General features: G+C 64.7%; 19 protein-coding genes. 10 read left to right on the top strand and 9 right to left on the bottom strand.

The window, feature by feature from the left end:
- Positions 1-36: 36 nt before the first annotated feature.
- Both K1177_RS10775 and K1177_RS10770 read left to right on the top strand, forming a co-directional pair.
- Positions 37-1,632, top strand: coding sequence for a DEAD/DEAH box helicase (locus K1177_RS10775; protein WP_224703300.1), 1,596 nt, complete (start codon positions 37-39; stop codon positions 1,630-1,632).
- Positions 1,633-1,691: 59 nt separating this feature from the next.
- Complete coding sequence (locus tag K1177_RS10770) at positions 1,692-2,591, top strand: 2-dehydropantoate 2-reductase (RefSeq protein WP_224703299.1); 900 nt, start codon at positions 1,692-1,694, stop codon at positions 2,589-2,591.
- Between the two features lie 27 nt (positions 2,592-2,618).
- Here K1177_RS10770 and K1177_RS10765 read toward each other — a convergent pair whose 3' ends face one another.
- The 6 genes from K1177_RS10765 to K1177_RS10740 form a co-directional block, all read right to left on the bottom strand.
- Positions 2,619-4,034: an alpha,alpha-trehalose-phosphate synthase (UDP-forming) gene (locus tag K1177_RS10765; RefSeq protein WP_224703298.1), complete on the bottom strand. Its 1,416-nt coding sequence runs from the start codon at positions 4,032-4,034 to the stop codon at positions 2,619-2,621.
- 124 nt (positions 4,035-4,158) lie between these two features.
- Entirely contained in the window at positions 4,159-4,935 is a 777-nt protein-coding gene (otsB, locus tag K1177_RS10760) for a trehalose-phosphatase (RefSeq protein ID WP_224703297.1), read from the bottom strand.
- Between the two features lie 322 nt (positions 4,936-5,257).
- Positions 5,258-5,881, bottom strand: coding sequence for a nucleoside deaminase (locus K1177_RS10755; protein WP_318153288.1), 624 nt, complete (start codon positions 5,879-5,881; stop codon positions 5,258-5,260).
- Between the two features lie 3 nt (positions 5,882-5,884).
- Positions 5,885-6,382, bottom strand: a complete 498-nt coding sequence (locus tag K1177_RS10750) for an ureidoglycolate lyase (RefSeq protein ID WP_224703296.1) — start codon at positions 6,380-6,382, stop codon at positions 5,885-5,887.
- The gene (locus tag K1177_RS10745) at positions 6,379-7,203 is read right to left on the bottom strand and encodes a bifunctional allantoicase/(S)-ureidoglycine aminohydrolase (RefSeq protein WP_224703295.1); all 825 of its coding nucleotides are present in this window, start codon (positions 7,201-7,203) and stop codon (positions 6,379-6,381) included. Before K1177_RS10745 ends, K1177_RS10750 begins: the two co-directional genes overlap by 4 nt.
- Before the next feature lie 94 nt (positions 7,204-7,297).
- On the bottom strand, positions 7,298-7,633 hold the full coding sequence (locus K1177_RS10740) for an ArsR/SmtB family transcription factor (RefSeq protein ID WP_224703294.1): 336 nt from the start codon (positions 7,631-7,633) through the stop codon (positions 7,298-7,300).
- 52 nt (positions 7,634-7,685) lie between these two features.
- On the opposite strand from K1177_RS10740, the gene K1177_RS10735 reads away from it, so the two are divergent.
- On the top strand, positions 7,686-8,198 hold the full coding sequence (locus tag K1177_RS10735) for an SRPBCC family protein (RefSeq protein ID WP_396119961.1): 513 nt from the start codon (positions 7,686-7,688) through the stop codon (positions 8,196-8,198).
- Positions 8,199-8,267: 69 nt separating this feature from the next.
- On the top strand, positions 8,268-8,396 hold the full coding sequence (locus K1177_RS18425; protein ID WP_263574805.1) for a hypothetical protein: 129 nt from the start codon (positions 8,268-8,270) through the stop codon (positions 8,394-8,396).
- An 18-nt stretch (positions 8,397-8,414) separates the two neighbouring features.
- Here the strand turns inward: K1177_RS18425 and puuE are convergent, their stop codons facing one another.
- The 3 genes from puuE to K1177_RS10720 all read right to left on the bottom strand — a co-directional run bounded on the left by puuE (position 8,415) and on the right by K1177_RS10720 (position 11,392).
- The gene (puuE, locus tag K1177_RS10730) at positions 8,415-9,833 is read right to left on the bottom strand and encodes an allantoinase PuuE (protein WP_224703293.1); all 1,419 of its coding nucleotides are present in this window, start codon (positions 9,831-9,833) and stop codon (positions 8,415-8,417) included.
- 105 nt (positions 9,834-9,938) lie between these two features.
- Positions 9,939-10,322 carry a DUF1801 domain-containing protein gene (locus tag K1177_RS10725; protein ID WP_224703292.1) on the bottom strand — a complete coding sequence of 128 codons (384 nt, stop codon included), beginning with the start codon at positions 10,320-10,322 and terminating at the stop codon, positions 9,939-9,941.
- 89 nt (positions 10,323-10,411) lie between these two features.
- Complete coding sequence (locus tag K1177_RS10720; RefSeq protein ID WP_224703291.1) at positions 10,412-11,392, bottom strand: LysR family transcriptional regulator; 981 nt, start codon at positions 11,390-11,392, stop codon at positions 10,412-10,414.
- Between the two features lie 111 nt (positions 11,393-11,503).
- Between K1177_RS10720 and uraH the strand changes: the two genes are divergently transcribed.
- From uraH to K1177_RS10690, 6 genes are read left to right on the top strand one after another with little or no spacing between them, the layout of a single operon-like run.
- Positions 11,504-11,860, top strand: a complete 357-nt coding sequence (gene uraH, locus K1177_RS10715) for a hydroxyisourate hydrolase (RefSeq protein ID WP_137152871.1) — start codon at positions 11,504-11,506, stop codon at positions 11,858-11,860.
- A gap of 3 nt (positions 11,861-11,863) precedes the next feature.
- Entirely contained in the window at positions 11,864-13,330 is a 1,467-nt protein-coding gene (gene xdhA / locus K1177_RS10710; protein WP_224703290.1) for a xanthine dehydrogenase small subunit, read from the top strand.
- Complete coding sequence (gene xdhB, locus K1177_RS10705; protein ID WP_224703289.1) at positions 13,330-15,666, top strand: xanthine dehydrogenase molybdopterin binding subunit; 2,337 nt, start codon at positions 13,330-13,332, stop codon at positions 15,664-15,666. Before xdhA ends, xdhB begins: the two co-directional genes overlap by 1 nt.
- A 55-nt stretch (positions 15,667-15,721) precedes the next feature.
- Entirely contained in the window at positions 15,722-16,585 is an 864-nt protein-coding gene (xdhC, locus tag K1177_RS10700; protein WP_224703288.1) for a xanthine dehydrogenase accessory protein XdhC, read from the top strand.
- Entirely contained in the window at positions 16,575-18,119 is a 1,545-nt protein-coding gene (locus tag K1177_RS10695; protein ID WP_224703287.1) for an ABC transporter ATP-binding protein, read from the top strand. Before xdhC ends, K1177_RS10695 begins: the two co-directional genes overlap by 11 nt.
- Positions 18,103-19,182 carry an ABC transporter permease gene (locus K1177_RS10690; RefSeq protein ID WP_137152866.1) on the top strand — a complete coding sequence of 360 codons (1,080 nt, stop codon included), beginning with the start codon at positions 18,103-18,105 and terminating at the stop codon, positions 19,180-19,182. Before K1177_RS10695 ends, K1177_RS10690 begins: the two co-directional genes overlap by 17 nt.
- Position 19,183 lies beyond the last annotated feature (1 nt).

Raw genomic sequence — 19,183 nt, 5'->3', positions numbered from 1 at the left:
ATCGCAGCGCCATCCGGCGCAGAAAGACATAGTCACTTGAACGACTTCATTTCCCTGGGCCTGCCCGAAATCCTGACCGACAGCCTGACTGCGGCCGGTTTCACCGAGCCCACCAAAATTCAGACCCAGGCCATCCCCAAGCTGCTCGAAGGCCGCGACATGATGGGCATTGCCCAGACCGGCTCGGGCAAGACGGCCGCCTTTGGCCTGCCGATCCTGGCGGGCCTGTTGACCCTCAACGGCCGCCCGCGGCCAATGACCACCCGTGCACTGATCCTGGCGCCGACGCGCGAGCTGGCGGTGCAGATCGACGAAGCCATCCGCAAGTTCGCCGGCTCCAAGATGAAGCTGGACACCGTGCTGCTGCTGGGCGGCGTGTCGCGCTATCATCAGGTCAAGCGCCTGGAACGCGGCGTCGACATCACCGTCGCCACCCCCGGCCGTCTCAAGGACCTGATGGACGACGGCAAGATCAAGCTGGCCGAGACGCGCTGGCTGGTGCTGGACGAAGCCGACCGGATGCTCGACATGGGCTTTATTGCCCCGGTGCGCGCCATCGTGAAGGCCATCGGCATCAAGCGCCACACCATGATGTTCTCGGCCACCATGGCCCCTGAAGTCGCCGATCTGGCCAAGACGCTGCTGCAGGACCCGGTGCGGGTCGATGCCTCGGTGGCCGGTTCCACCGTGGTCAAGATCGACCAGCGCGTGATCCTGTCCGGCGCCAAGGCCAAGCGCGGCGTGCTCAACGAGCTGCTGGCCAGCGAAACCGAGAACATGGAACGCGTGATCATCTTCGCGCGCACCAAGCATGGTGCCGATCGCGTCGCCAAGAACCTCGAGATCGATGGTCACAAGGCGGCCGCCATCCATGGCAACAAGAGCCAGAACGCCCGTCAGGGCGCGCTCAAGGGCTTTGCCAGCGGCGATGTGCGCATTCTGGTGGCGACCGATATTGCCGCCCGCGGTATCGACGTTCCCGGCATCACCCATGTGATCAACTATGAACTGCCCGATGATCCGGAAAACTATGTGCACCGCATCGGTCGCACCGGCCGCAACGGCGCCTCTGGCTTTGCCATCACCCTGTGTGACGGCACCGAACGCGGCAAGCTGCGTGATGTCGAACGGCTGATCCGTCGCACGCTGCCCTATACGGGCGACCTGCATCTGGCCAATGATACCGGCGTGGTGGAAGCGCCGCGCTCGGCCTACAAGAAGCCCAGCGGTGGCCGTCCGGGTCCGCGCAGCGCCAAGAACCCGCGCCAGGCCCAGGCCGATCGCCGGTCTCCGGCGGAGCGTCGTCCCTTTGCCGAGTTCGGCAAGGAGGGCGCGGGCAAGAGCCAGCCACACCGCGCCCCTTCGGACACGCCGCGCAATCGCCCGGCAGCCGAGGCGCCGCGCTCGCGGCCCGCTGCCGAAGGCCCGCGTAGCCGCGCCGCCGATGCGCCGCGGACCCGCCCCGAGGGCGCCCCGAGCCGCGGCGTGCGTCGCGACATGGAAACCGGCAAGCCCATGGCTGCCAAGCCGGCAGGCGCCAAGCAGCGCTGGGGCAAGAGCCAGAAGGACGCGGTGCGCCATGAGGGCCGCTCCAATGCCGACCGGCAGCGCGGCCGGGTTGTGCAGGGCTGATTGATTTCAGATAGTAAGAGGGCGGCCAATGGCCGCCCTCTTTGTTTCTGGAGCATGAAATGACCCGTATCGCCATAGTCGGACCAGGCGCCATTGGCGGCACGATTGCCGCCTGGCTGGCACAGAACCCGGCGCTGTCCATAACGGTGTGCGCCCGCACGCCGTTTGACGATCTGGTGGTTGAGACGCCGCAAGCGCAGATCACAGCGCGGCCCAAGGTCGTGACCGATCCGGCCGATGTCGAACCGGTCGACTGGGTGATGGTGGCCACCAAGACCTATGATGTGGACAGTACGGCCCCCTGGTTGAGCCGGCTGGTGGACAAGACCAGCCGCATCGCCATCGTCCAGAATGGGGTGGAGCATGTGCGGCTGTTCTCCCATCTGGTGCCGCCGGCACAGCTGGTGCCCGTGATGATCAACCTGCCGGCGGCGCGGACAGCACCCGGGCGGATTGTGCAGCAGCGGCACGGCATCATCTCCGTACCGGCCGGCGCTGATGGCGAGGCCCTGGTGGCGCTGTTCGCCGGCACCGAGATCTCGGCGTCCGCCGATGCCGATTTCCTGTCGCAGGTCTGGATCAAGCTGGTGAGCAACAGCGCGGCGATCTTTCCGGCGCTGACGCTGCGGGCAACCGGACCGGTGTGGAACAACGACGTGGCGGACATCATTGGCGGTATCGTCACGGAATGCGCCGCCGTGGCCCGCGCCGAGGGCGCCATAGTCCCCGAGAGCGTTGTGGCGGCTACCATCGAGAGTGCCCGCACGATGGACGAGGGGACGCGCGGCAGCTCCATCCAGGTCGACCGCATGGCGGGCAACCGGATGGAGATCGATGCCCGCAATGGGGTGATCGTGCGCCTGGGCGAGAAGCACGGCATCCCGACGCCGGTGAACAAGATGCTTGTCACCCTTTTGGCTGCGTCGGGAAGTCCGTGGGCCAAGCGGGACCAGGTGTAGTCAAACCGTCGCGCGCTGTGATGGTGCTCAGGCCGTTGAGGCCAAATACAGCATGTCGCGATTGACGCCGACGCCGCCGCTGGTATCGGGCGACAGGCGCGCCAGGAAGCTGGCAGCCCAGTTGTCGACGCTGTGCCGGCGCGAGGCCTCCATCAACGCCGTCCAGCGGGCGATGCGCTCGTCGAGCGGCATGTCGAGCGCCATGCGCAGGGCCTCGGCCGTCTCGTCGGTGTCAAAGGGATTGACCTGAATGGCCTCGGGGAAGATTTCGGCCGCGCCGGCGAAGCGCGACAGGATCAACACGCCCGGATTGGCCGGGTCCTGGGAGGCGACGAACTCGTGGGCCACCAGGTTCATGCCATCGCGCAGCGGCGTCACCAGCCCAACGCGGGCGAGGCGATAGAGGCCGGCCAGGCTCGGCTGGCCATAGGCGCGCTTGACATAGGTCAGCGGCTGCCAATCGGGCTCGGAAAAGCGCCCCATGACCCGGCCGCAGATGGCGTCCAGGGTGTCGCTGGTTTCCTGATATTCCTTGATGGTGTCACGCGAGGGCGGGGCCACCTGCATCATGTGCACAGCGCGGCGGAAGCGCGTGTCGTTGGCGAGCAGCTTTTCATAGGCCTCGATGCGCTGCGGCAGACCCTTGGAATAGTCGAGCCGGTCAACGCCCAGGATCAGCTTCTGGTCGCGCAGGGAACGCTCGACGCGCTTGACCATCTTGGTGGCCGCCGGCGTCACCGCGAGCCGGGCGAAGGCGTCGGGGTCCGAGCCAATGGGGAAGGCTGCGGTTTCGGTGCGCGTGAAATCAACCGATCGCAGCGGATTGCCCGACAGGCTCGAGGGCGACTGATGGTCGGCGAATTCGGTAAAGGCCGTGACGTCGCGATTGGCCTGCATGCCCACCACGTCATAGCGCGAGAGATCGCGCATCAGTTCATTGTGGTGCGGAATGGCATAGAGCGCATCGGTGGTGGGGAAGGGGATGTGCAGATAAAAGCCGATGCGATTGCGCGCCCCCAGATTGCGCAGCTCATTGGCCAGCGGAATCAGGTGATAATCATGGACCCAGATGATGTCATCGGGCTGCAGCAGCGGCAGCAGGGCGCGGGCGAACTGGCGGTTGACGGCGCGGTAGCCCTCGTACCAATGCCCCTCGATGGTGGCCAGATCGAGCCGCAGGTGGAAGCTGGGCCACAGGATGGAGTTGGAGAAGCCGGCGTAATAGGCGTGGTGATCTTCGCGGGTGAGATCGATCTGGGCGATGGTGAGCCCGTCGATGTCGTCGAAATGCGCTTCCTCGGACGGCGTGTCCGACAGCTTTCCCGACCAGCCAAACCAGAAGCCGTCGCGCGCGGCCAGCGTCTTGCGCAGCGCGACGGCCAGGCCGCCGGCGGCCGGACCCCTGCCGGGCGTTCGGTTGGATACAACAATCAATCTGCTCATAATGTGCCCCCAGGCGTTGGAGTGATGACGGGCGCACCGCATGCGGGCATGTCAGCGCGCCTGTAGCCAAGACGATGTGCAGGCGGGTGGCGGAAGGCCCGACCCAGGCCCTCCGCGGCCGCGATCAATGGATCGGCGCGAACTCGCGTTCGCGCGCTGCAATATCGCCCAGGCCCTGGATGAGGGCGTGGACGGAGGCGACGTCGGCAATGCGCATGCGGGCCGCGGTTTCGCCTTCGCCCAGCTTGATGCCGATGCCGCCCAGATCCTGGGCAGCAATGAAGGCGTCCTCATCAGTCACGTCGTCGCCGATGAAAATCGGCGTGCGGCCAAGGAAAGGTTCTTCGCGCATGAAGGCGCGCAGGGCATCGCCCTTGCTGACGCCACGTGGACGCGCCTCAAGCACCATCTTGCCGGGCACAAGAGAGAAGCCTTCAACATGGCCGAGCGCTTCGTCCATGGCGGTGCGCACCGCGTCTTCGAGCTCGGGCGCCTGGCGGAAATGGAGCGCGACGGCACCCTGCTTGGTTTCCAGCAGGAGCTCGGGATGGGCGATCAGCAATGGGGAGAGGGAGTCCGCGATCGCCTGGGCATCGCGCAGGCTGGCAGGGTCGATAGGCTCGACAAAGCCATCGGCCCGGCGGCGCTGGGCGCCATGGGCGCCGGCGATGGGCAGCTGAAGCGGGGAGAGGAAGCGGTCGATATCGGCGATTTCACGCCCGGTCAGCACGGCAAAGGCGCTGTCGAACTCGCGGGCGGTCTGTTCAAGGCGGTGGGCAAGAGCGTCGGGGACGGAGACGGCGTCGGGCGTTTCAGCCAGCTCGACCAGCGTTCCGTCGAAATCGGTGAAGATGGCCAGGAGCGGTGTGGTGGCGGTGGACGTTGAGCCTGTCTGCGGCATGCTGCGCCTCATGTGACGTTGACGATGTCATGCGTCATAGGACCGCATTGGGGTCACGATGTGGCGAAAAGGCGACTCATGGCAGGCATGCGCCAGCCGGCCTTCTCGGCGGGCTGCAAGTGGCGCAATCCAAGATCGTGTTGTGGCATGTGCGTGAGCAGGACCGGACAAGAGTGTTCCAGCGTCGACAGTCAGGTCAAAGCAGATGGATGCGCTGGGCGCTGGCGGCGCTGACTGCCGCTGTGGTGAGCCTGGGCGCCTACGCCGGCTCGTTTGCCGCTGCGCCGCGCAGTGAGTTCACCGTCAGTGGCGATGCTCCGGCTCAGGCCAGCGGTATGCCCTTGTTGCCCTTGTCCTTCTGATAGACGGCCGAAAGGTCGGCATAGAGCCCGGTCAGGTCGTCGAAACGGGCGACCAGGGCTTCGCGATCATCACGCGACAGGGCCGCAATCATGCCGCCGATATTGTGGCTGGTCCAATATTGATTGGTGCGGTTGTAGAGCGGGCGGTCTGGCGAGACCAGGCCGGTCTCCGGTTCTGGCACGGCATAGACCGCCTTGAGGATGGCGATGTCATAGGGAATGGCGAAGCTGTCGCGCGTGTCTTCATAGCTGAACAGATAATAGAAATTGTCAAAGCCAGACCAGGTAATGCCGGACAGGCACAGCGAGCAGGGCTCGTGGGTGGCCAGGAAGAGGCAATCCTTGACGTCAGGCCGCTGATCGGCCGGAAGCTCGAAGAAGCGCTTGATGGCGTGCATTTCGCCATGCCAGAGCGGATTTTCGATCTCGTTGTTGGTCTCGGCGATGACGACCGAGAGGTCGGACTTGCGCAGGATGGCGGCGCCGAAGAGCTTGTTGCCCTGGGCGACGCCCCGGCGGGTAACCGGCGCAATATCGTGTTCGATGACGTCAAGCAGGCGCGAGATCAGGCGGGCGGAGTCCATGGGTCACCGTGGAGGATGCTGGATGACGGGTGGGGTGTCGAAGTGGTGTTCTTCGAGATTGTTGCCATCGCCGCCGCGATCAACGACGAGGAAATCGGCTTCGGTCTCGAGCGGGGTCAGCACGCCATGCCAGGTGTTGATGGCGATGTTGACGCCCTGGCCGGGCGCTGGCTGGAAGGCGCGCAGGCGCACCGGCTGGCCGGCGTCGTCCTCGGCGACAATCACCAGCCAGGGGCTCTGCCCGAGCGGATAGAAGGCCTGGCTGCCCAGCGGATGGCGCTCGACCAGCTTGAGCGGCAGGGGAAGAGCGTAGGGTTGACCGCGGAAGATCGAGATCAGCGGGCGGGCATGGACGCCCGCCAGTTCGACGCGGGCGAGATCGTGGTAGCGCTCCGTCATGCCGGCATTGATGGGGTAGTGATGGGCGCCGGCCAGCTCGATGACCTGGCCGAATGGCGTAAAGGCCTCGGCGCTCAGCGGTTCGATCAGGACCAAAGTCACCGGAAAACGCCCAGCGGCATGTGGCGGTTGACGTCTTTGTAGAGCAGATAGCGGAAGCGCTCGGGGCCGGCATAGCAGGCCTGGGGGCAGAAGGCGCGCAGCCACATGAAGTCACCGGCCTCGACCTCGACCCAGTCACGGTTGAGGCGATAGACGGCCTTGCCCTCGAGCACATAGAGGCCGTGCTCCATGACATGGGTTTCCTCAAAGGGAATGACCGCGCCGGGCTCCAGCGTAACGATGTTGACATGCATGTCATGGCGCATGTCGGTGGGGGCGACGAAGCGGGTGGTGCCCCAGGTGTTCTTGGTGCCGGGCATCCAGATGATGGGCTCGTCCTGCTCGTTGGCGACGAAGGGTGCGGGGATTTCGATGCCATCGACCTGCTGGTAGCGCTTGCGCACCCAATGGAAGCGCACCGGAACCGTGCCCTTGTTGAGCAGGCTCCAGGTGCAGCCGGGCGGCAGATAGGCATAGCCACCGGGCTTGAGCAGATGGCTCTTGCCCTCGATGGTCACATTGGCCTGGCCCTCGACCACAAAGAGCACGCCTTCGGCACCGGGATCGAGCTCGGGGCGATCGCTGCCGCCGCCGGGCATGACTTCCATGATGTATTGCGAAAAGGTCTCGGAAAAGCCGGACATGGGCCGGGCAATGACCCAGCAGCGCTCGTCGCGCCAATGCGGCAGATAGCTGGTGACGATGTCGGTCATCACGCCGCGCGGGATCAGCGCATAGGCTTCGGTGAAGACGGCGCGGCCGGTGTGAAGGGCCATCTGGCCGGGCAGGCCGGCAGCGGGGGAGGCGTAGGTGGAGGCCATGGGCAAGGGTTCAACACTGACGATTCTGACCCCACACTAGAGGCTTGCGCGGCGCAAGGCCATGGGTGGCGCGACAGCTGTACGCTGGTGCAGGTCAGGCCTCGGCAGGGGTGTCCAGGTCATGCCGCAGGCGGCTCAGCATGCTGGCGGCATAGGCCGCGTAGGGGCCGATGAAGCGCTCGTGGATGGCGTGGATGGGCAGGGCATCGAGATGGTTCCAGCGCTCGCGGCCGCGCTTTTCGGCCACCACCAGGCCTGCGTCTTCCAATACGCCCAGATGCTGCATGACGGTGCAACGGTCAAGCTCGGGGAACAGGTCGCAGAGCATGCCGGTGGTCAGAGACTGGGTCTTGAGGAGATCGAGAAGTCGCCGCCGCACGCGGTGGCCCAAAGCCTTGAAAATCAGGTCGTCTGCGTCGTCATTTGACATGTTATGAAATTATAACATATTGTCCTGGCAGTCAACCGAAGGAGATGGGCTCATGTGTGCCGATGTCGCCAAGGAGAATGATCTGCCGATCCAGTTCCGGGTCTCGGGCCGGATCAACAAGCCGGTGCATGATGTGTTCGAAGCCGTGGCCGATCCCGGCCAGTTGTCGGGCTATTTCACCACCGGCGGCGCCAAGGGGCGGCTTGAGACGGGGTCCACAGTGACCTGGGATTTCCATGACTTCCCGGGTGCCTTCCCCGTGGAGGTGGTCGAGGTCGTGCCCGACAGCAGGATCGTGCTGCGCTGGGATGCGAGCGAGGCAAGCGAACCCAGCACGACGGGCGAGGCGCCGCAGGCCATTGGCTACAAGACCACCGTCACCATGGATTTCACCGCGCTTGAGGACGGCCGGACCCTGGTGACGATCTCTGAGAGCGGCTGGCGGCAGACGCCGGGCGGGCTCAAATCATCCTATGGCAATTGCGAAGGCTGGACCGGCATGCTGTGCGCCATGAAGGTCTATCTCGAGCATGGCATCAACCTGCGCGAGGGCTTCTACAAATAGGCCTTAGCGGCGCGGTAAGGTTACGCAATCTTCAACAGTTGGCGCGATGATCTCGGGATCATGCGTCAAGTGTTGTTGAGTATCGGCGTTTCCCCGCACCATTGGGTGCAGCACAACCTGCCCTGGCTGGCGGTGCTCGCCATGCTGTTCGGGTTTGATCGTGACGAAGAGCCAGTGGACGGCGAGGCCGACCACTAGCTCCATTGCGCATTCCCCTCAAGGGAGGATGGCCTTGAGCCGCAGCAAGGCAATGCGTTCGACCTGGGCGCAGGCGGCGGCGAATTCTTCTTCAGTACTATTGGTGAGGCGCGTCTCGAAGGCTTCGAGAATGGAGGCCTTGGTGTTGTCGCGCACCGCGATGATGAAGGGGAAGCCGAACTTGTCGACATAGGCGGTGTTGAGCATGGTGAACTTCTGCCGTTCGCCATCGGTCAACGCATCAAGGCCCACCGAGGCCTGCTCGGCAGTGGATTCGGCGGTCAGGCGCTTGGCTGCGGCGAGCTTGCCGGCAAGATCGGGATGCGCCCGCAGGACCGCCAATCGCTCTTCCTCGGACGCCATGCGGAACTGGCTGCGCAGGGCAAAATGCAGGCCAATGGCGGTATCGTTGGCAGGACCCATTTCAGCTTCCCAGGCGCGCTCGGCAATCCAGGGCGAATGCTCGAAAATCGAGCCATAGCGGGTGACGAAATCGGCTTTGTCGAGCTGGGAAGGGATGACCTCGGGCGCGACATAGGGGTGCTCAGCCGCCCAATGTTCGGCGATGGCCAGGCGCGTCGGGATCCACACCTTGTCGAAGCCCTTGATGTAGTCGACGAATTTCTTGAGGCCCTGGTAGCGACCGGGCTGGCCGACGAGGCGGCAATGCAGGCCCAGCGACATCATCTTGGGCGAACCGGCCTCGCCCTCGGCATAGAGGCAATCAAAACTGTCCTTGAGGAACTGGAAATATTCCTCGCCATTGTCAAAGCCCGGGCCGGTGACAAAGCGCATGTCATTGGTCGAGAGGCTATAGGGGATGATCAGGTGCGGCTTGCCCTGATGGACGCGCCAATAGGGCAGGTCGTCGTCATAGGTGTCCGAGATATAGGCAAAGCCGCCAACTTCGGAGACCAGATCGACCGTGTTGAGCGAAGAGCGGCCGGTGTACCAACCACGCGGACGCTCGCCGGTCGCAACGGTGTGCAGGCGGATGGCCTCGGCGATCTGCTCGCGCTCAACCTCGGGCGTCATGTCCTTGTGCTGGATCCACTTGTAGCCATGGCTGGCGATTTCCCAGCCGGCCTCCTGCATGGCCGCAAGCTGGGCTGGAGCGCGCATGAGCGCGGTGGCGACGCCATAGACGGTGACGGGCAGTTCCGCCTCGGTGAACAGGCGGTGGAGGCGCCAGAAGCCGGCGCGGGCACCATATTCATACATGGATTCCACATTGGCATGGCGCTGGCCCGGCCAGGGGGCCGCGCCGAGCACGTCGACCAGAAAGGCCTCGGAGGCGCCATCGCCGTGCAGGATATTGTTCTCGCCGCCTTCTTCGTAGTTGAGCACGAACTGCACCGCGACATGGGCACCGCCGGGCCAATTGGCCTTGGGCGGGATGGGGCCGTAGCCATGCATGTCGCGAGGGTAGCGGTTCATGTCAGAGTCTCATTTGGGTCAGGATCAGTGACCCAATGGTAATCCCATGCGCGGGCGCTGCGCCAGAGGGGTGTGGTGCAAGTGCGATCTGCGGCAGCGAACGCGCTAGGTGTGGTTGACGGCGATGGCGGCGCGCACCAGGGACTTGAAGGCGGCCTCGTCGATGTCGGCGCTTTCAAAGAAGTCGATGGCGCGGCGGGTCTTGCCTTCGAGGCTTGAATTGAACAGGCCCGTGGGGTCGTCCACCGAGGCCCCCTTGGCAAAGGTAGTCTTGACCGCCTTCTTGTAGACCTCACCGGTGCAAATGATGCCGCCGTTGGACCAGACGGGGCCATCCCACTTCCACTCTTCGATGGTATCGGGATGAGCCGCCAGGATCAGCGCGCGGACCTGCGCCAGCATTGGCCCGCGCCAATCATCATAGCTGGCGATCTTGGCGTCGATGAGAGCCGATGCGTCGGGTGTCGGGGCAGAAGGTGACTTGGCCATGGGAGCAGCCTGGGCGATTGGTGATGCTGGGCGATTGGTGATGCTGGGCTCAGCATGGCGCGGTGGGCTGGCTCTGACAACCCGCCAGCTCAGATGGCGCCGGGGAGCACCAGGTTGTCGAAATAGGATTTGGCGTGATCGAAGAAGATCGCGGGCGCCAGATGCAGGGGAGCACCCGCGCGCAGCATGATGCCGAAGCGATTGGTGGGCAGGCCGCCGTCGTCGAGCGGCCGGAAGACCAGGCGTCCGGTCTCCACTTCGCCCTGAGCGCCGATGGGCGTCATGATCGAGGCATAGTGGCCGCCCAGCGCCAGCTCGACCAGCATGCGGATCGAATCGACCTCGACCAGCGGCGGCAGGATGGTGGCGGACTGGCGCAGGAAGGGCTCGATGACCTCGCGGATGGAAATCTCGGGCTTGGCCACAGCCAGGGGATGTTCGAGGCATTGCTGCATGGTCAGCTTGCGCAGCCCGGCGAGGGGGTGGTCTGATGTCATGACCACGCCGATGGGCACGTCGCGGCGGAAGGCGATGTCGATCTGGCGCGGCGGCTTGGCGATGAAGCCGAAGCCGATGTCGATGCGTTCGTCGAGCAGGCGTTCGATCACCTCGGCCGATGAGATCACCGACACATCGATATTGAGCCGGGGATAGCGCTTGCCGAAATCGGTGATCAGCCGCGGCAGGAACGATAGGCCGACGCTTTCCGCGGCGGCGATGCGCACAGCGCCGGAGCGCAAGCCGCGCAGCAGCTCGATCTCGGAGACGGCGGCCTCCATGGGCGCGGTGAGGCGGCGGGCATGGCGGAAGAGGATTTCGCCAGCGGGGGATAGGCGCAGGCGCCGCTTGTCGCGCAGGAACAGGGCAATGCCCAGCGCATCCTCGAGCTGGGCGACCTGGCGGGTGACGGCGGAGGAGGCGATGTTGAGCCGGCGCGCAGCCTCGCGGATGGACAGATGGGTGGCGACGGCATTGAAATAGATCAGTGACGGCTGGTGAAACACCCGGGCCAGCAGGCTGGCCGAGAGGGCATGTTCACGCGGGCGTTCGGGCGGGCTGCGCTGCTCCATCGGGGATTTCCCTGTTGCCATTTTGGCAGCATAGTGCTCCCAATTTGAGTATATCAAGAACAATCAGCCGCGTACTAAGCTTGGCGCGGGGACGACAGCAGGAGCAGGACTATGGCGGGAAACGGGCGTCTGACGACGCATGTGCTGGACACGATGCACGGCAAGCCGGCGCGCGGGATGCGCATCGAACTGCTGTTCGTGCACGGGGACCACACCCACCATATCACCGACAGCTATACCAATGCCGACGGACGGGTGGATCAGCCGCTGCTCGATGAGCAGCAGTTCCAGCATGGCGAGTTCGAAATCCATTTCCATGTCGGGCAGTATTTCGAGCGACTGGGCGTCGAGATCGAGACGCCGTTCCTCGATGTGGTGCCGATCCGCTTCACGATTTCCGAGGACAAGCACTATCACGTGCCGCTGCTGGTCAGCCCGTTTGCCTATTCGACCTATCGGGGGAGCTGAGGCATGACCGCAGTTTCGGGCGCCATTCGCTTCATTCTCAACGGTGAGGCAATCAGCCTGACCGATGTGCCACCCGATCTGACGCTGCTGGACTGGCTGCGGCTCGAGCGGCGGCTGCGCGGCTCCAAAGAGGGTTGCGCGGAGGGCGATTGCGGCGCCTGCACCGTGCTGGTCGGGCGGTTGATGGATGACGAGATCATCTATGACTCGGTGACCGCCTGCATCCGCTTCGTGGGCAGCCTGCACGGCACCCATGTGGTGACCATCGAGCATCTGCGCGGCGAGAACGGCAATCTGCATCCGGTGCAGCAGGCGATGGTGGATCACCATGGCAGCCAGTGCGGCTTCTGCACGCCGGGCTTTGTGATGAGCCTTTACGGGTTGTGGATGCGCAATCCCGACCCCAGCCAGGCGGCGATCGAAAAGGCGCTGCAGGGCAATCTCTGCCGCTGCACCGGCTATGCGCCGATCATTCGCGCAGCACAGGCCATGTCGAGCTATGGCTTGCCGCAGGGCGATCCGCTGCTGGCTGAGCGCATCGCGCTCAAGGCGCAGATCAAGGCACTCAATGATGGCAGCCGCGTCGAGATCGGGGAGGGCGAGAACCGCATTATCGTGCCGGCGTCGCTCGACGATTTCGCTGCAGTCTATGAGTCCAACCCCGAGGCCACGATTGTGGCCGGCTCGACCGATGTGGGGCTTTGGGTCACCAAGTTCATGCGGCGCATCGGTCCGGTGATCTTCATCGGCCATCTGCAGGAGCTCAAGCGCATTGCCGAGAATGCCAGCGAAATCCGCTTCTATGCCGGGGTGAGCTATTCGGAGGCCATGCCGACGCTGACGGCGGCCTTTCCGGCGATGGCGGAGCTGTGGGATCGCATTGCCGGCGAGCAGGTGCGCAACATGGGCACGATCGGCGGCAATATCGCCAATGGCTCGCCCATCGGCGACACCCCGCCGCCGTTCATTGCGCTGGGCGCCAAGCTGCATCTGCGGCGGGGCGAGCATCGGCGCGAGATCAAGCTGGAAGACTATTTCCTGGCCTATGGCAAGCAGGATCGGCAGCCCGGCGAGTTCGTCGAGAGCGTGACCATTCCGCTGTTGCCGGCCGGCGAGCGCTTCGCGGTATACAAGCTTTCCAAGCGCCGCGAAGAGGATATTTCGGCGCTGTGCGGCGCCTTCCGCGTGTTCATCAATGACGCCGGGGTGGTGGGCATGGCCCGCATCGCCTTTGGCGGCATGGCGGCCACGCCCAAGCGCGCCAAGGCGGTCGAGGCGGCGCTGGTGGGCCAGCCCTGGACGCTGGAGAGCGTCGAGGCGGCGATGTCCGCATTTGCCACCGACTATCAGCCGATTTCGGACATGCGCGCGAGCGCCGACTATCGCCTGCTGAGTGCGCAGAACCTGCTCAAGCGGTTCTTCCTTGAGAGCACCGGCCAGGGCCAGAGGCTGCGGCGGGAGGTGGCGTGATGGATCCCAAGCCACAGACCGCCATTCCCCTGTCGTCGCTGCATGTGGGGACCCGCCATGACAGCGGCCCCAAGCATGTGACCGGCACGGCCGAATATATCGACGACATGATCGAGCCGGCGGGCACCATGCACGCCTATCTGGGTCTCGCGACCAATCCGCATGCCGAGATTGCGGCTATCGATTTTTCCGCGACGCTGGCGGCGCCGGGGGTGATCGGCGTGCTGACGGCGGCCGATGTGCCGGGCGACAATGACGTCAGCTCCAATCACAGCCACGACGAGCCGCTGTTCCCGGTGGATCGGGTGCATTTCTGGGGGCAGCCGCTGTTTGCCGTGGTTGCCGAAACGCGCGACCAGGCGCGGCGGGCCGCCCATCTGGCCAAGATCGACTACAAGCCTTTGCCGTTTGCCACCAATGTGCGGGCAGCGCAGGCGGCCGGCGGGAAGCTGGTGACGCCGCCGCTCAAGCTCGAGCGCGGTGATGTGGCGGCCGGCATGGCCGGGGCGCCGCGCCGGGTCAAGGGCAGCATGGAGATCGGTGGGCAGGACCACTTCTACCTCGAAGGCCAGATTGCCCTGGCGGTGCCGGGGGAAGACGAGGATGTGACGGTCTATTCCTCTACCCAGCATCCCACTGAAGTGCAGGTGATGGTGGCGCAGGTGCTCGGCATCCGCCAGCATGCGGTGACCGTCAATGTGCGGCGCATGGGCGGTGGCTTCGGCGGCAAGGAAACGCAGAGCAATCTGTTCGCTGCCATAGCGGCGCTGGCGGCCAAGAAGTGGAACCGGGCCTGCAAGCTCAGGCCCGACCGCGACGATGACATGAGCGCCACCGGCAAGCGGCATGATTTCGTGGTCGATTATGACGTGGGCTATGACGAGACCGGCAAGATCCACGCCGTGGACGCGGTCTATGCAGCGCGGGCGGGCTTTTCGTCCGATCTCAGCGGGCCGGTGACCGACCGGGCGCTGTTTCATGCCGACAATGCCTATTGGTATCCGGCGGTGCGGGTGCGCAGCGAGCCGCTCTACACCAATACGGTGAGCAATACGGCCTTCCGCGGCTTTGGCGGCCCGCAGGGCATGGTGGCGGCCGAGCGCTGGGTCGAAGACATCGCCTATGCGCTGGGCAAGGATCCGCTGGAGATCCGCAAGGCCAATTTCTATGGCACCGATGCCAACAACATCACGCCCTACCACCAGGAAGTGACCGACAACATCATCCACCGCGTGGTTGATGAGCTGGAGGCCAGCGCCGACTATCAGGCGCGGCGCGCCGCGATCATCAAATACAATGCCGGTAGTCCGATCCTGAAAAAAGGTATCGCTCTGACGCCGGTCAAGTTCGGCATCTCGTTCACGGCCACCTGGTACAATCAGGCCGGCGCCCTGGTGCATGTCTATAAGGATGGCTCGATCCATCTCAGCCACGGCGGCACCGAAATGGGGCAGGGGCTCTATATCAAGGTGGCGCAGGTCTTGGCCGACGCCTTTGGCGTGGGGCTCGACGTGGTCAAGATCATGGCCACCAGCACGGGCAAGGTGCCCAATACTTCGGCGACGGCGGCGTCTTCGGGCAGCGATCTCAATGGCGCGGCGGCCTATGATGCGGCCCGGCAGATCAAGGCCCGGCTGACAACCCATGCGGCCAAGCTGCACAATGTGGCGGAGTCCGAGGTGCGCTGGGTGCCGGGTGGTGTCGAATGCGGCAGCACGTTCGTCGGCTTTGCCGAACTGGCGGCCTCGGCCTATCTCAACCGCGTGCAACTGTCGGCGGCCGGCTTCTACCAGACGCCGAAGATCCACTGGGATCGGGCCACGGGGCGCGGGCGGCCGTTCTACTACTATGCCTATGGCGCTTCGGTGAGCGAGGTGACCATCGACACGCTGACCGGCGAATACACCGTCGACCGCGTCGATATCCTTCACGACGTGGGCCATTCGCTCAATCCGGCGATCGACATCGGTCAGATCGAAGGCGGTTTCGTGCAGGGCATGGGCTGGCTGACCACCGAAGAGCTGGTGTGGGACGACAAGGGGCAATTGCGCACCAAGGCGCCCTCGACCTACAAGATCCCGCTGGCCAGCGACGTGCCGCCGGTGTTCAACGTCAAGCTGGCGGAATGGTCGGAGAATGTCGAGCCGACGGTTGGCCGCTCCAAGGCGGTGGGTGAGCCGCCGTTCATGCTGGCCATGAGCGTGGTGGAGGCCCTCTCGATGGCGGTGGCCAGCGTGGCTGACTACACCATCGCGCCACGGCTCAATACGCCCATCACGCCCGAGCGGGTGCTGATGGGCGTGCAGCGGTTGGCACAGGAGCACAAGCAGGCATGATGGCAATGGCTGCTCCGGCTGACCTGATGACCTCGCAGCTGTGCGAGGACAGGCCATGAGCGGTCGCGCTGCCCAACTCTCGGCCTTCCTTGCCGCCAGTCCCGACGCCATAGTCTGCGAACTGACCTCGGTGCGCGGATCATCGCCGCGCGCGCAGGGCACGTTCATGCTGGTGGGGGCGACGGACCTCTTCGGCACCATTGGCGGCGGGGCGCTGGAATGTCTGGTGATCGAGCATGCGCGCCGCCTGTTGGCGGCGGGCCTGGCCAGTGAGGCCATGGATGTGCCCCTTGGGCCCGAGATCGGGCAATGCTGCGGCGGACGCGTTGGTGTCTCGCTGGCCCAGATCGACGCTGCGCGGGCTGGCGCATTGCTGCGCGCGGTCGCAGCGGAAGAGGCGGCATTGCCGCATGTCTATGTGTTCGGGGCTGGCCATGTGGGGCGGGCGCTGGCGCAGATCCTCGCCATGATGCCGGTGCGGCTGCGTGTGATCGACACGCGCCGCGAGGAAATCGCGCTGTTGCCGCCGGGCATTGATACACAGGTGGTTGCCATGCCTGAGGCGTTGGTGCGCAAGGCGCCGGCGGGCAGCAGTTTCGTGATCGTCACCCATGACCATGCGCTCGATTTCCTGATCGCCCAGGAGGCGCTGGCGCGGACAGATACGGCCTATGTCGGCATGGTGGGGTCGGCGACCAAGCGGGCGCGCTTTGCCAGCTGGTTCACCGGCGAAGGGGGAGACGCCGGAGCGCTGGAACGCCTGGTGCTGCCGATTGGCAAGCAGGGGCTTGGGGATAAGCGGCCCGAAGTGATCGGGGTACTGGCGGCGGCGGAAATTATGGTCCACATTGGGCAATGGGAAGCTGGTATCGCGCGGGCAGCCGCCCCCGTTCACGCGGGGGCGATTCATGGACGTTGATATGCCATTGCGGTTGCAACTGACTGGTATCACAAAGCGGTTTCCAGGCGTTCTGGCCAACGACAATGTCACTTTCGCCGTCAAGCCGGGCGAAATCCACGCGCTGCTGGGCGAGAACGGCGCCGGCAAATCCACACTGGTCAAGATGATCTATGGCATCATGCAGCCCGATGCCGGCGAAATCGCATGGAATGGCCAGCCGGTGGTGGTCTCAAGCCCAAAGGCGGCGCGCAAGCTGGGCATCGGCATGGTGTTCCAGCATTTCAGCCTGTTCGAGGCGCTGACTGTTCTGGAAAACATCGCCCTGGGCATGGATGCCAAGATTCCGGCACGGGACCTTGAGGCGCGGATTCGCCAAGTGATGGCGCAATATGGGCTGCTGCTTGACCCGCACCGTACGGTGGCGACCCTGTCGGTGGGCGAGCGCCAGCGCATCGAAATCGTTCGCGCCCTGCTGCTCGAGCCCAAGCTGCTGATCATGGATGAGCCCACGTCGGTGCTGACGCCACAGGAAGTGGAACAGCTGTTCGACGTGCTGCGCCGGCTTGCAGCGCAGGGCTGTTCCATTCTCTACATTTCCCACAAGCTGCATGAGATCAAGGCGCTGTGCGACACGGCGACGATCCTGCGCGGCGGGCGCCTAGTGGACACCTGCGACCCCAAGCAGGAGACCAGCCGGTCGATGGCGGAAAAGATGATCGGCGCGGGCCTCAAGGATATCGTCAGGCCCGAGGGGCGCAGCATGGGCGAGCCCAAGCTGGTGGTGTCGCGCCTGTCGACGGCAAAGACGGGCCATTTCGATGTGCCCGTCAACAAGGTGAGCTTCACTGTCCGGGCAGGCGAGATCTTCGGCATCGCCGGGGTCGCGGGCAATGGGCAGAATGCCCTGCTCGATGCCCTGAGCGGGGAAATCCGCTCCGATGATGCGGAAAGCATCACCATAGACGGGTTTCCGCTGGGTCTGCTGGACACCACGGAGCGGCGCAAGCGCGGCCTCTGTGCCGTGCCGGAAGAGCGCAATGGCCACGCTGCGGTGGGCGAATTCTCGCTCAGCGACAATTCGGTGCTGACCGCGCGCGACCGCCTGGGCATGGTGGTGATGGGCCTGATCAATTCGGGGGCCGCCCGCACCTATACCGGCAAGGTGATTGCCGAGTTTGCCGTCAAGGCCCTGGGGCCGGCTTCCATGGCCGGTTCGCTGTCGGGCGGCAACCTGCAGAAATATATCATGGGCCGGGAAATCCTGCAGAAGCCCAGCGTGCTGGTGGTGAGCCAGCCGACCTGGGGCGTGGATGCCGGCGCGGCTGCCGCCATTCACCAGGCGCTGGTCGATCTGGCAGCGGTGGGTTCCGCCATCGTGGTGATCAGCCAGGATCTGGATGAGCTCAGGGCGCTGTGCGACACGCTGGCGGTGATCAACCTGGGGCAGTTGTCGCCAGCCAAGCCCAATGCGGAGATGTCCATTGAAGAAATCGGCCTGCTGATGGGCGGCGTGCACGGAGCCACGGAGGCGCATGATGCAGTTCCGGCTTGAGAAGCGACCCGAGCCGTCCAAGCTGATGCTCTATGTGACGCCGGTGGCCTCGGTGCTGCTGACGATGCTGGTGGGCGCGATCATCTTCTCGCTGATCGGCTATGACGGTGTCGGTGCGGTTCGCGAAATCTTCCTGACGCCGCTGACCAATTCCTTCAAATGGCAGGACCTGGGCGTCAAGGCGGCGCCGCTGATCATCATCGGCGTCGGGCTGTCGATCGCCTATCGCGCCAATGTGTGGAACATCGGTGCGGAAGGGCAATATGTAATGGGCGGGCTGGCGGCCACCGGGGTGGCGCTGGCCACCTATGGCATGACCGGCTGGTGGATCCTGCCGCTGATGATGATCGCGGGCATTGCCGGCGGGGCGGCCTATGCGGCAGTGCCGGCCCTGCTCAAGACCCGCCTGGGCGTCAATGAGATCCTTACCAGCCTGATGCTGACCTATGCCTCGGTGCAGCTGATCTATTACCTGGTGCGCGCGCCATGGAAGGACCCCATGGGCATGGGCTTTCCGCAGACCCGGCGCTTTGCCGCGGATGCGCTGCTGCCCAACATCATTCCAGGCACGATCGTGCATCTGGGGGTGCCGATTGCCATCGTGGTGGCATTGATCGCCTGGTTCGTGATGTCGCGTTCGGTTTTTGGCTACCAGATGAAGGTGGTTGGCGCTGCGCCGCACGCCGCGCGCTACGGCGGGTTCTCGGAAAACAAGACGATCTGGCTGGCGCTGCTGGTCAGTGGCGCGCTGGCAGGCCTGGCCGGCATGCTGGAGGTCGCCGGGCCGTTCCAGCGCATGGTGCCGGGCTTTCCGACCAATTACGGCTTTACGGCCATCATCGTTGCCTTCCTGGGGCGGCTCAATCCGCTCGGCGTGATCCTGGCCGGTATCGTGATGGCCATCACGTTCGTGGGCGGCGAGGTGGCTCAGACCACCATTGGGCTGTCGAGCTCGGCCACGGGCGTGTTCCAGTCGATGATGCTATTCTTCCTCTTGGCCGGGGACATTTTGGTGCGATACCGCCTCAAGCGGGTCATTCCGGCGCAGGAGGCGCGCGCATGAA

Origin of the sequence: Devosia aquimaris, assembly GCF_020169335.1 — a bacterium.
GTDB classification, from domain to species: Bacteria; Pseudomonadota; Alphaproteobacteria; order Rhizobiales; family Devosiaceae; genus Devosia; species Devosia aquimaris.
This window is presented reverse-complemented; position numbering and strand designations above follow the sequence as displayed.

Bases quoted from the DNA above. Each gene is read 5' to 3' on its own strand.
- K1177_RS10720 (WP_224703291.1), bottom strand. From the start codon at position 11,392: ATGGAGCAGCGCAGCCCGCCCGAACGCCCGCGTGAACATGCCCTCTCG.
- xdhC (WP_224703288.1), top strand. From the start codon at position 15,722: ATGAGCGGTCGCGCTGCCCAACTCTCGGCCTTCCTTGCCGCCAGTCCC.
- K1177_RS10725 (WP_224703292.1), bottom strand. From the start codon at position 10,322: ATGGCCAAGTCACCTTCTGCCCCGACACCCGACGCATCGGCTCTCATC.
- K1177_RS10765 (WP_224703298.1), bottom strand. From the start codon at position 4,034: ATGAGCAGATTGATTGTTGTATCCAACCGAACGCCCGGCAGGGGTCCG.
- K1177_RS10770 (WP_224703299.1), top strand. From the start codon at position 1,692: ATGACCCGTATCGCCATAGTCGGACCAGGCGCCATTGGCGGCACGATT.
- K1177_RS10740 (WP_224703294.1), bottom strand. From the start codon at position 7,633: ATGTCAAATGACGACGCAGACGACCTGATTTTCAAGGCTTTGGGCCAC.
- K1177_RS10745 (WP_224703295.1), bottom strand. From the start codon at position 7,203: ATGGCCTCCACCTACGCCTCCCCCGCTGCCGGCCTGCCCGGCCAGATG.
- xdhB (WP_224703289.1), top strand. From the start codon at position 13,330: ATGGATCCCAAGCCACAGACCGCCATTCCCCTGTCGTCGCTGCATGTG.
- K1177_RS10755 (WP_318153288.1), bottom strand. From the start codon at position 5,881: ATGGACTCCGCCCGCCTGATCTCGCGCCTGCTTGACGTCATCGAACAC.
- K1177_RS10695 (WP_224703287.1), top strand. From the start codon at position 16,575: ATGGACGTTGATATGCCATTGCGGTTGCAACTGACTGGTATCACAAAG.
- xdhA (WP_224703290.1), top strand. From the start codon at position 11,864: ATGACCGCAGTTTCGGGCGCCATTCGCTTCATTCTCAACGGTGAGGCA.
- otsB (WP_224703297.1), bottom strand. From the start codon at position 4,935: ATGCCGCAGACAGGCTCAACGTCCACCGCCACCACACCGCTCCTGGCC.
- uraH (WP_137152871.1), top strand. From the start codon at position 11,504: ATGGCGGGAAACGGGCGTCTGACGACGCATGTGCTGGACACGATGCAC.
- K1177_RS10735 (WP_396119961.1), top strand. From the start codon at position 7,686: ATGTGTGCCGATGTCGCCAAGGAGAATGATCTGCCGATCCAGTTCCGG.
- K1177_RS10690 (WP_137152866.1), top strand. From the start codon at position 18,103: ATGCAGTTCCGGCTTGAGAAGCGACCCGAGCCGTCCAAGCTGATGCTC.
- puuE (WP_224703293.1), bottom strand. From the start codon at position 9,833: ATGAACCGCTACCCTCGCGACATGCATGGCTACGGCCCCATCCCGCCC.